The following is a 10989-nucleotide window of genomic DNA, read 5'->3' on the forward strand; positions in this document are numbered from 1 at the left end:
CGCGGTGGGCGGCTGGATCACCGACGGGGCGAATCAGTTCCCGGGCCCGCCGGCGCTGCTGCCGGTCGGTGCGGCCGTGGCGCTGATCCTCGCCGGCGCCGGGGTGGCCGCCGAGGAACAGCCGCGGCTCACCCGAATGCTCGCCTCGCCTCCCCTGGTCCGGCTCGGCGACCTGGCCTACTCGTTGTATCTGTGGCATTGGCCGTTGCTGATCTTCCTGCTCGCCGAACGCGGCGGCTCTCGCGCCGGGGTGGCCGGCGGTGCGGCGGTGATCGCGGTGTCCCTGGGGCTGGCCTACCTCACCCATCGCTATATCGAGCAGCCGCTGCGCCTGCGCCCCCGGCAGGAGACCACCGCGCCGGCGTTCGGCGCCCGGTATCGCCGCACCGCCGGAGTCGCGCTGTCGGTGACGGCGGCGGTGGTCGCCTCCGCGGCGGTCACCTGGAGCGCGGTCGTGCAGACTCATCCGCCGCGGGCGGTGGGCGCCCTCGACCCGGTGCAGTATCCCGGCGCCGAGGCACTGGTCGGCGGCGCGTCGGTACCGCAGGCGCGCATGCGGCCGACACTGTACGAGGCGCCGGCGGAACTGCCCCGCCCGACCGTCGACGGATGTATCGCCGACTGGGATCACCGCGAGGTCGTCAGCTGCACCTACGGGCCGGCCGATGCCCAGCACACGCTGGCGGTGGTCGGCAACTCCCACGCCGAGCACTGGATGCCGGCGCTGCAGCAGCTGGCCGAGCAGCACCATTTCAAGATCCTGGTGCATCTGAAGATGGGCTGTCCGCTCACTCTCGATCAGAACGCCATGTACAAGGGCGAACCGAATCCGGACTGCCGCGACTGGTCCCACGAGGTGATCGACCTGCTGGGCAACGAGCGGCCCGAGTGGGTCTTCACCACCGGCACCCGGCCGGTCGACGCGGGCGGCGACGAAACCCCGCCCGACTACCAGGACGTCTGGAAGGCGTTGTCCGACAAGGGAATCCGGGTGATCGCGATCCGCGACACCCCGTGGCTGCGCCGCGAGGGTGTGCGCTATCGCGCCATCGACTGCCTGGCCCGCCACGGCGATCGGATCAGCTGCGGAATGCACCGCGCCGATGCGCTCTCACCGGTCAACCCGGCCCTCGACGCGGCCGCCGCCTTCCCGAACGTCTTCCCCATCGACCTCACCGACGCCGTCTGCGAACGAGACGTCTGCCCGGTGGAAATCGGCAATATCCTCGTCTACCACGACGAGCACCACTTCACCGCGAGCTTCGCGCGGTCGCTGGCCCCCGAACTCGGCCGGCAGCTCAGCCCCCTGCTGGGTTGGTGGTGAACAGCGAGGCCAGCGGTGGACGCTCAGCCGACGACACCGGACTCGTCACCCGCCGCCACCCCGCCGCCTCGGGCCGGAACTGAGTCAGCCCCACCCCCGAATCGGGAATGTCGAGGCGCGCGAGCAGGGTCGCGATGATCTGACGGCTCATCACGGCCAGTTCGTGGGTCGGCCGATTGCGATGAATCCGGATCCCCAGATCGACCTCGTCGATCGCCGCGCGGCCGTAGCGGTGCAGGGTGTCGAGCAGGATGCCGATCTCGACGCCGTAACCGGGCGCGAACGGAACCGCGGTGAGCAGTGCGCGGGTGGCGGCGTATTCACCTCCGAGCGGCTGCCGCACATCGGCCACCTCGGGAGCGAGTGCGGTCAGCAACGGCCGGGCCACCAGCTGGGTCACCCGCCCGCCGCCGTCGGTGTCGCCGTGCGGATCGTCGCCGAGCGGTCGGCGATAGAACCCTTTCACCAGCTGAATGCCCGGATCCCGCAGCAACGGCGCCACCAGCGCGGGCACGAAGCCCGGGTCGGGATCGTGCAGGTCGGAATCGATGAATACGACGATATCGCCGGTCGTCACCGCCAGTGACCGCCACAGCACCTCCCCCTTGCCGGCCCGCACCGGCACTCCCGGCAGTGCCTCCTCGCGGGTGTACACCGCACTCGCACCCGCGGCGCGGGCGCGGGCGATGGTGTCGTCGGTCGAGCCGGAGTCCACGACGACCAGTTCGTCGACGAGTCCGCCGATCAGATCCCGAATCGAACCGATCACTCCCGCGATGGTGGCGCGCTCGTTCAGGGCCGGGATCACGACCGACACGGTCCGGTCGCCTTTGGCCCGGATCAGGTCGTCCACGCCGACATCGTGTGCGGGAGAGGCGGTTCCGGCGGCGGGTGCGGCATAGGTCATCGATATCTCCTCAGATACCCGGGTCCAGAATGTCGGTCGTCAGCTCCGGCCACAGCCGCGCCCAGGTGTCGCGCGGCTCGGCGCACCGCCAGATGGTCACGTGGGCGTCGATACCGGGGAACCCGCGCGGATCGTCGAGGCGCACAAGGGGCTCGACGGTGGAAAACGTTCGGCGCAAACGCATTTCGGCGGTGTCGGTATCGACATAGATGATCGTGGTGGCGCCGGGTGGCGGGCGGCCGAACTCCGCGAAACCGCGATCGGGACTGTAGACCGGCGGTAGTCCGGGCGGCCCGAAACGATCCAGCGCCGCTGCCTGCCAATAGGTGCGGGTCAGTATCGCGGTCCGGGCGTGATCCGGACCGGCTCGTTCGACGGCCAGCGCCGCGCCGGCGACGAGGGGGCCCCAGCCCGTAGTCCCCGAAACCCGCATGCGCGTGGATAATTCGGCGCGCGTGGTTACCGGTCGCGGTGGGCTGCCGGACGGCAGCAGCAGCACCACCGCGAGCGCGATGACGATCGACACCGTCGCGGCGGTGAACGCGGTGGCTCGCGGCCATCGCACCGGAAACCGCTCGGCCAGCACGCAGGCGCCCGCCGCGAACAGCACCGGCAGCAGTCCGGCGACGTAGTAGGGGCGCCCGCCGCTGACGGCCACGAACAGCACCATGACGCAGGTGGCAACCGCCAGGAAGCGGTGGTCACGCAACCGGCGACTCGCGAAACCGTAAGCGGCACAGCCGATCAGCACCACACCCAGCACTCCGGCCATGGTCACCAGCTGCACCGGCAATCCGGCCGCGCCGCCCGTCGCGGCACGCTGCTCGTCGCGGATCACCGCCCCCATGGCCAGCTGCGGCCAGCCGTGGCGCTCTTGCCACAGCACCGCGGGCGCCGCCGACACGGCCGCGATGGCGACGCCGGCCCACAGTGCGGGCCGGCGCATGAGCTCACGCGGTCCGCAGCAGGCGATGCCGAGGGCGAGGGCGGCCACGACGACGGGCAACAGCAGTTTCACCTGTAGATCGATCGCCGCGACCACTCCCGCGATCGGCAGCAACCTGTCCGCTCGGGTCCGCACCCAGCGCGCCGACAGCCAGGTGAGAACGGCGACGGCCGTACTGTCGAGCGCGAACGTCGACAGCGACGCGGTCTGAGTGACCACATACGGGCAGCAGGCGTATCCGATCGCGGCGAGAATCCGCGCGGCGCGGCCGCCGCCGAACTCCCGCGCCAGCGCCGCGGTGACGACGATCGCCGCCACTCCGGCCAGAATGGCCGGCAGTCGCAGCACGGTCGGGGAATCGGGCGCGACAGCGTGCGCGGCACGCGCGAGCAGCGGAACGAGCGGTCCCTGATCGACGTATCCGGCGGCCGGATGATATCCGGCGGCGACGAAGTACAACTCGTCGCCGAACCAGTCGTACCGCGCGGCCCGGGCCACGAGGATCGCTGCGGTGAGCACCGCGACCACACCGACCCATATCGCCGCTCTGTACCGTGAGACCGTTTCCGGCACAAGGTCTTTCAGCACGCACCTCGCCGGTCGACGGCCCGGTGCGATGCGAGGTGTCACAGTAATGCGGCATCGACCCGTTCGGTGCCGGTCAGAGCGATATCGCGGCACAGTTTCGTCAGGGTCGAAAGGTAGTGCGCCACGGCCTCGTGCGCACGCGGGGTATCCGGGAACACCATGCTCAGCTGGGTGACGTCGGGGAAGCGGTTGATCCACAGGTAGACCTCGCTGGAACTGGCCCGGTTGCCGTACAGTCCGCCGTTGATGCGGTCGAACATCTCCGCGCCAGCCATCCGCCGCACATCCACGTAGGAGACCATCGGCGCGGAGAAGCCGAGCCGGGTGCGGATGCGCGGATCGTCGGCGGCCAGCTCCAGCACCCGGTGCACGCACACCTGTGCCAGCTCCTTCGCCGCATCGGCCTGAGCCTGGGCGCGGCCCACCAGCGAGGTGAACGTCTCGTCCGGCCGCACCGCCACCGCGACCGGCACCAGACTGGTGTACCAGCCGATCGCCCCCTGCTCCCCCGGAGTCGAGCGAGTGTTGACCGGCGTGAACACGAAATATTTGTCCCTGCCGGTCAATTCGTATTCGGTGAGCGCGATCGCGGCGAACACGCCACCGAGGAATTTCCCGCCGAAGTCCTGGCACACCTGCTCGAACCGCAGCGCCTCCGCCTCATCGAACAGCGGCACGGTGATCTGCGCGCCGCGGGTGAATCCGCTCGCGCCCGGCGCCACGCCGAGGTCCATCGGGAACGACGGCACCGCGCCGCCGTGGCGGATCAGCAACTCCAGCCAGCGCTGCACCGGCGCGGATTCGGTGGTGAGCTCGGCGTTGTAGTTGAGTTCCCGCGCACAGTAGGCGAGGTGCCCGTCGACCGGTGCGATGGGCACCTGTCCGCCGGACAGTTCGTTGCCGTAAAGCAGCAGCAGATCCACGCACGACAGCGCCTGCCCCACACCGTCGGTGTGCAGGTGGTCCACGGCCGCGTAGACGGTGAACGAGTCGCCCCGATCGATCACACCGAAACCGAAACAGTCCCAATCGAATACGTCGCGAGCGTGGCGCTGCACATGGTCGCGGACGGCGTCGCTGTCGGTGATCTCGCCGTAGTCGCGCGGCTCGAAGTCGATATCGGCCGGGTCGGCGACGTGGCGCGCGATCCGCTCACCGGGCTCGCAGGAGAACCAGCTCCAGAACGTGTCGTGGCGCCGGGCGAACGCGGTGATCGTGCGGGTCATGGCGTCGCGGTCCAGCGGGCTGGGAAAGTCGAACGCGATCATGCACAGCCGGGACGCGCGAGATCCGCTGTCGCGCTGCCGATATGCCGCGCGCAGATATTCGCGCTGCTGGTACGACGGGCCGACCGGGTGCTCCGGGGCGGCCAGGACCGCCGCACGCGACTGCGACGTGGGTGCCCAGGCGATCAGTCTGCCGGGCTGCGGATGCCAATCGTCGAAGAAACCGAAACCGACCATGGAAACCCTCGTTTCGTCCAGATGTGACGACGCGCCGGCGCCGGCCGCGCCGCCGAATCACGCGGACCGAGTCAACGGCACCCGCGCCGATCCGCCAACCGTCGCCGTGGAAGTTTGTGACCTTCCCCAGATCCGGTCGAGTCCGATAGGCCGTCGGTCCCAACAGTCGGCGCGACACCTTGCGACCGCGACCTTCGCGGGCCTACCTTGACCGCCGTCCAGTCCCGCCGAAACGAGAGAGGTAGGCGGATGATTCGCCGCTCACTGCCCACCGCCCTGCTGGCGTCGGTGCTGACCGCGGCGCTGTGCGCGGCACCCGCGGCGGCCGACGATCCACCACCCGCCCCGGTGAGCATCGCCGCGCTCACCGCCGCCGCCGAGCCCGCCGCCGACGGCGCCCACCTGCTCGGGGTCGAGCAGGAAGCCGACGGCATGCTGAATCTGCGGGTGCACTCCGCGGCGATGAACCGCGAGATCGAGGTGAAAGTCCTTCGGGCGCCGGACGGTTCGGCGCCGGCGCCGGTGTTGTATCTGCTCAACGGTGCCAGCGGCGGTTCGGAGGCCAGCAGCTGGCCCGAGCAGACCGATATCGTCGATTTCTTCCGCGGCAAACAGGTCACGGTGGTGACCCCGATGGGCGGCAACGGCAGCTATTTCGCCGATTGGCGCTCCGACGATCCCGTACTCGGCCGGCAGAAGTGGTCGAGTTTCCTCACCGCGGAGCTGCCGCCGATCATCGATTCGGCCTTCCACGGCTCCGGAGCGAATGCGGTGGCCGGTATCTCCATGGCCGGCACCTCGGTATTCCAGCTGGCCCTGGCCGCGCCGCAGTTGTATAGGGCGGTCGGGTCCTACAGCGGCTGCGCGCGCACCAGTGATCCGCTGGGCCAGGCGTTCGTCGACGGTGTGGTGCTGCGCTGGCGCGGTGATCCGCTGAATCTGTGGGGTGCGCCGGACGATCCGCTGTGGGCGGCCCACGATCCGTACGTGAACGCGGATCGGCTGCGCGGGCTGGCGATCTACGTCTCGACCGGCAACGGAATTCCCGGCCCCTTGGACAATCCGGACGGGCCCGGAATTCACGGCAATACCCGCAAACTCATCGAGCAGCTCGTCTACGGCGGGGTGCTCGAGGCCGCCACCCACAACTGCGCGATCGCGCTGCGGGACCGGCTGACGCAGTTGAACATTCCCGCGACATTCGACCTGCGCGCGAACGGCACCCACTCCTGGGGGTACTGGCAGGACGATCTGCACCGCTCCTGGCCCCTGTTCGAGCAGGCTCTGAACCGCTAGCCCGCCGCCGCGATTCTCCGTGCGGCGGAGACTGTTTCGCGCACGTACTCGGCGCGCTCGGCAGCACCGACGGCGGCACTGAGCGGGCCGATCTGGACTTCCATCGCCACCCGGTCGCCGTCGAGGACCGGGACCGTGAGATAGCTGATCGGCAGTGCGCGATCGCTGTCGAGATCAGCCCGGCTGTGCGCCGCGCCGCCGATCGTGGCCAGCAGTGCCAACACCCGCTCACGCAACGCCTTGTCCGCGGGACGGTCGGACAGATGGTCGACCACCTCGGCCAGCACCCGCAGCGTCGGCAGGCTGGCCGCGTCCAGGCCCCACGCGCAATATCCCAGTGCGCGAACGGTTTCCAGCACCTGCTCGAATTCGGCCCGGCGCTCGGGTGGCGCCTGCTGCAACCACGCGCGTTGCGCGGGCAGGCCGGCGTGGGCCAGTACGGCCGCGCCGGCCGGGGGGCGCAAGGGAATTCGGGTGCCTGCCTCGATGCCGGCCGGGATCAGACCGGGCCCGCCCGCCACGGCGACGAAGATGACCTCACTGCCCGCGATGGACGTAAGGGCGGCACCGCAGCCCACGCGTTCGGCCAGCCGGCGCAGCTCCGCCTCGAGGCGGTCGTGATCACGCAGGCGATCCCGCAGCCGCCCGCCCAGCACCAGCAACGCCGGACCGGGCTCGTAGCCGAGATCGGGAAGCCGCCGGACCCAACCGGTTTCTTCCAGGGTGCCCAGGATCGCTCCCATCGTGGAACGGCTCAATCCCAGCGTATCGGCGATTTCGGCCGAGGTCAGCGCGCCGTCGTGCGCGGCGAGCAGTTCCACCACCGACACCACCCGCCGAGTCGGGGGCGAGCTTTCGGCCCGTCCGGTGTTGCCAGTCGGCACGAGGTCTCCTAACCTGTCGCGATACGAATAATTGAATCATTCGATACGAATAATCATATCGAGGAGTGCTTGTGCGACGTAAGGGCTTTACCGGGGGCGCGGTCACCTCGATCGCGGCCGCCGCGGCGGCGATACTGACCATCGGCGCGGGTACCGCGAACGCCGCGTTCGGCCCACCCCCTCCGGTCGATCCGTATCTCGGGCCGGTCGGCACCGCCACCATGCACGGCGATGCGGAATCCTCCGACAGCACTCCGCTGCCGGGCGTCGGTACCGGCGCGGTGAACGCACAGTTCCGCGAACTGGCCGCCGCGTGCCCGACCATTCTGCAGGGCGCCGACGGCATGCCACAGGCGTTGTGCACCACCGTCACCGACCGTTCGCCCAAGATATTCCTGCTCGACCCGAACAACGGTCAGCCGCTCACCTCGCTGTCACTGCCCAAGGGCGGACTGCTCGGCGGGGTCTATGCCTATCTGGACAACGCCGACCACATGGTGATGGTCGACGGTGACGACAATCTGGTACGGGTCGCGCATACGAAGGAGGGCAACGGCTGGAAGCTGGCCATCGCCTCCTCGACGCCCCTCGGCGCCGCCGTGACCGGCCACTGCGGCGGGAACGGCTGCGACAGCGTCGCCTCGCTGATGCCCGATCGCGACGGCCGGGTGTGGTTCGCCACCGCCAACGGCTCGGTGGGCGCGGTCGACCCGAAAACCGGCTCCGCGCAATCGATCACGCTGCCCGGCGAGCACGTCGACAACAGCATCTCGACCGCCCCGGAGGGCACCGCGGTCACCACCGATCACGCCACCTATCTGTTCATCGCGGATGCCGCGGGCACTCCGCACCAGGTGTGGCGGCAGCCCTACGATCGCGGCCCGGCGCGCAAACCCGGGCAGCTCAGCTGGGGCAGCGGGGCCAGTCCGACCTTCTTCGGCCCGCGTGACGGCACCGATTATCTGGCGATCACCGACAATGCGGTGCCGCAGGAGAATCTGCTCGTCTACGACACCCGCACCGGCCGCCAAGTCTGCTCGGTGCCCGCGGTGGACGGCACCGAGAACTCGCCGATCGGCTCGGGTAACAGCGTCTTCGTGGCGAGCACCTACGGCTATCCCTATCCGGCGCTGCCCGACAACGCCGGTCCGAGCGAGCCGGACAAAGCCGATTTCACCGGCGGCATGGTCCGCATCGACGTGAATGCCGACGGTAACGGCTGCACCCGGAAATGGAGCAGCGATGTGAAATCCGCCGCCGTCCCCCGGCTTTCACTGGCGGACGGCAAGATCTACACCGTCGCCCGCAAGAATCGGATCGCAGGCATCGATACCGGCAGCGCCGGAGCGGTGATCGACACCTATCACCTCGTCGTGATCGACGCGGAAACCGGCACGGAGAATTCCAGCCGGTTGATCGGCACCAGCACCGTGCACGACACCCTGCAGATGGTCGGCACGATCGCGCCGGGACGCGTGCAATACCAGGGCACCACGACCGGACTGTTCCGGATCACACCGAGCTGAACGGGAATTCGACCGCGCAGGGGCGAGACCGCTACCGGTCTCGCCCCTGCGTTCTTTCGGATCGCTCGAAGATTGCTACTGTGGTTGTCCGGTACGCGCGATCGTCTACTAAATGCGTACGTACATAGTCGAATAGTCGCAGCGATGTCCGGAATCCGCTCGGCCCATTGGCTTCTCACGTTAAATGCTTATTACGCAGCTGTATCCGCTTGGTTAGCAACATTTCTCAACCGTAAACGTTTCTGCGTCGCACCTTTACGCCGGGTTGGCACTCGTTAATCTCAAGTTCGCGCGATCCGGATAATCCGGATTTCGCACCGGCAGCGGATAATTCGGCAATTCTCCCCCTGGAATTCCCGATCGCTCGCCGCCTTATCCGATCGACCACGATGAGGATCCGATGAACAAGACCACCCGTTTGGTCTCCGGCGCGACCATAGCTCTGATGGTGACCGGTGCCGTAGCCACCACCGCCACCACTGCCAACGCCGCCACCGGCACGCCCGCGGCCCCCGCCGCCGGCGCACCGATCGCCGCCGACCCGTTCACACTGACCACCGACATCCTTCCGGGCGTGCGCTACACCAGCAACACGCAGGACGGCTCGGTCAGCATTCAAACCGGACTGGGCTCGCTCACCACGGTGGGCACCCAGTTCCAGGTCAAGGACGGCAACGGCGCCCTGGTCGCCGGTACCGCCCTGGCCACCTCGCCCAAGGCCGAACAGGCCGCCACCGCACCCGCCTCGCTGCCCGAGACCCAGCAGGCGGCCGCCGAGCAGCCGGCGCCCCAGTCGGCCGCCGTCGAACAACCGGTCACCTCCGCCCAGCCGATCTACACCCAGGACGAGTTCAACTCCGCCCTGAGCGTGGCCGCCACCCAGTTCGGGCTGGCGACCGGTATCGGCAGCCTCGCCGGCGGCGCGGTGGGCGGCATCACCGGCTGCGTGCTCGGCGCGACGATCGGCTTCGCCCTGGTGCCGGAGTTCTTCCTCGGCAGCGGCGCGGCCGGCTGCCTGGTCGGCGCCGGACTCGGTGCCACCGTGGGTCCGCTGATCGGCGCCGCCATCCTCGGCGTGCCGGTCGGTATCGCCAGCGCGGTGCAGATGTACAACACCCTCAACGCACCTGCTCCGGCCGCCTCCTGAGTCGGCTCTCCCACCCTGTGGCCCCGTCGTTCCGGCGGGGCCACAGCCGTTCCCGGGGGCCGGGAATGGGTACTATCCCGGTACGTAGTCGATGGTGGAGAGGTGCGATGGCACATCGTTTCGGGGATCTGGAGGCGGTGGTGATGGATCGCATCTGGTCCGCTCCCGACACCATCACCGTGCGGACCGTGTTCGAGGACCTGCTGCGCAGCCGGGAAATCGCCTACACCACGGTCATGACCACCATGGACAATCTGCACCGCAAGGGCTGGCTGGAACGCGAACGCGACGGCAAGGCCTATCGCTATCGAGCGCGCCTGAGCCGCGAACAATACAGCGCCCAGCTGATGCGCGAGGCGCTCGGCGGCGGCCGCTCCGATCTGGTGCTCGCCCATTTCGTCGAGCAGATCTCCGACGACGACACCGCCGCGCTGCGCAAGGTGCTGCGCCGCGCGAAAACCCGCAATGCCCACACCGAGCAGCCGGGTACCGAGGTCGCCGAGTGACCCTCGCGCTGTGCCTGCTGGGTTATTCGGCACTGGTCTGCGTTCTCGGCCCGCCGATCCTGACCCGGCTCACCGCGCACGGCAGCGTCCCCGCGCTCGGCGTGCTGGCCTGGCTCACCGCGATCGCCGCCGTCCTCGGCGCCTGGGCGGCCGCCGCGGTGGCCCTGACCGTGCAGGTCGCCCACACCTGGGATCTGCCGATGGCCCACCTGTTCGACGACTGCTGGGTCGCCGTACACGCCACCGCCGACGGCAGCCACGGTCCGATCGCGCAGTTCGCCGCGCTGATTTCGGCCCTCGCGCTGATCGGATTCGTCGTGGTGCGCGGCGTGCGGGTGATCGGTGCGGTGATGCGCGCGGGACGCAGCAGCGCCCGGCACGCCCGCTCGGCCTCGCTCGTCG

At 69.2% G+C, this 10989-nt stretch carries 9 protein-coding genes and 1 pseudogene; 6 read left to right on the forward strand and 4 right to left on the reverse strand.

What is annotated here, in order from left to right; all coding sequences use genetic code 11:
* Positions 1–1324 (forward strand): acyltransferase family protein (locus tag NN2_RS38005; protein ID WP_169812487.1); only part of this gene is annotated, 1324 nt, incomplete at its 5' end.
* Here the strand turns inward: NN2_RS38005 and NN2_RS34770 are convergent.
* The 3 genes from NN2_RS34770 to NN2_RS34780 all read right to left on the reverse strand — a co-directional run bounded on the left by NN2_RS34770 (position 1299) and on the right by NN2_RS34780 (position 5228).
* Positions 1299–2231, reverse strand: a complete 933-nt coding sequence (locus NN2_RS34770; RefSeq protein WP_063019424.1) for a glucosyl-3-phosphoglycerate synthase — start codon at positions 2229–2231, stop codon at positions 1299–1301. The genes NN2_RS38005 and NN2_RS34770 overlap by 26 nt on opposite strands.
* 10 nt (positions 2232–2241) lie before the next feature.
* Complete coding sequence (locus NN2_RS34775) at positions 2242–3696, reverse strand: ArnT family glycosyltransferase (protein WP_169812488.1); 1455 nt, start codon at positions 3694–3696, stop codon at positions 2242–2244.
* 107 nt (positions 3697–3803) lie between these two features.
* The gene (locus NN2_RS34780) at positions 3804–5228 is read right to left on the reverse strand and encodes a condensation domain-containing protein (RefSeq protein WP_063019428.1); all 1425 of its coding nucleotides are present in this window, start codon (positions 5226–5228) and stop codon (positions 3804–3806) included.
* A gap of 249 nt (positions 5229–5477) precedes the next feature.
* Here NN2_RS34780 and NN2_RS34785 point away from each other — a divergent pair, with 249 nt between their 5' ends.
* A complete protein-coding gene (locus NN2_RS34785) occupies positions 5478–6524 on the forward strand; it encodes an alpha/beta hydrolase (RefSeq protein WP_063019430.1) in 1047 nt (348 codons plus the stop codon).
* On the opposite strand, the gene NN2_RS34790 is transcribed toward NN2_RS34785, so the two are convergent.
* A complete protein-coding gene (locus NN2_RS34790; protein ID WP_063019433.1) occupies positions 6521–7408 on the reverse strand; it encodes an IclR family transcriptional regulator in 888 nt (295 codons plus the stop codon). The genes NN2_RS34785 and NN2_RS34790 overlap by 4 nt on opposite strands.
* Positions 7409–7479: 71 nt before the next feature.
* Here NN2_RS34790 and NN2_RS34795 point away from each other — a divergent pair, with 71 nt between their 5' ends.
* The 4 genes and pseudogenes from NN2_RS34795 to NN2_RS34810 form a co-directional block, all read left to right on the forward strand.
* A complete protein-coding gene (locus NN2_RS34795; RefSeq protein ID WP_063019435.1) occupies positions 7480–8934 on the forward strand; it encodes an NHL repeat-containing protein in 1455 nt (484 codons plus the stop codon).
* Positions 8935–9334: 400 nt separating this feature from the next.
* On the forward strand, positions 9335–10081 hold the full coding sequence (locus NN2_RS34800) for a DUF8020 domain-containing protein (RefSeq protein ID WP_030515797.1): 747 nt from the start codon (positions 9335–9337) through the stop codon (positions 10079–10081).
* Between the two features lie 107 nt (positions 10082–10188).
* Complete coding sequence (locus tag NN2_RS34805; RefSeq protein WP_030515798.1) at positions 10189–10587, forward strand: BlaI/MecI/CopY family transcriptional regulator; 399 nt, start codon at positions 10189–10191, stop codon at positions 10585–10587.
* A pseudogene (locus NN2_RS34810) lies at positions 10584–10989 on the forward strand (hypothetical protein); the annotation flags it as partial. The gene NN2_RS34805 and the pseudogene NN2_RS34810, both read left to right, overlap by 4 nt.

The sequence above is a fragment of the Nocardia nova NBRC 15556 genome (assembly GCF_001613005.1).
GTDB classification, from domain to species: domain Bacteria; phylum Actinomycetota; class Actinomycetes; order Mycobacteriales; family Mycobacteriaceae; genus Nocardia; species Nocardia nova.

Excerpts from the sequence above, each read along its gene's own strand:
- NN2_RS34780 (WP_063019428.1), bottom strand. The coding sequence starts at position 5,228 with ATGGTCGGTTTCGGTTTCTTCGACGATTGGCATCCGCAGCCCGGCAGA.
- NN2_RS34805 (WP_030515798.1), top strand. The coding sequence starts at position 10,189 with ATGGCACATCGTTTCGGGGATCTGGAGGCGGTGGTGATGGATCGCATC.
- NN2_RS34800 (WP_030515797.1), top strand. The coding sequence starts at position 9,335 with ATGAACAAGACCACCCGTTTGGTCTCCGGCGCGACCATAGCTCTGATG.
- NN2_RS34770 (WP_063019424.1), bottom strand. The coding sequence starts at position 2,231 with ATGACCTATGCCGCACCCGCCGCCGGAACCGCCTCTCCCGCACACGAT.
- NN2_RS34785 (WP_063019430.1), top strand. The coding sequence starts at position 5,478 with ATGATTCGCCGCTCACTGCCCACCGCCCTGCTGGCGTCGGTGCTGACC.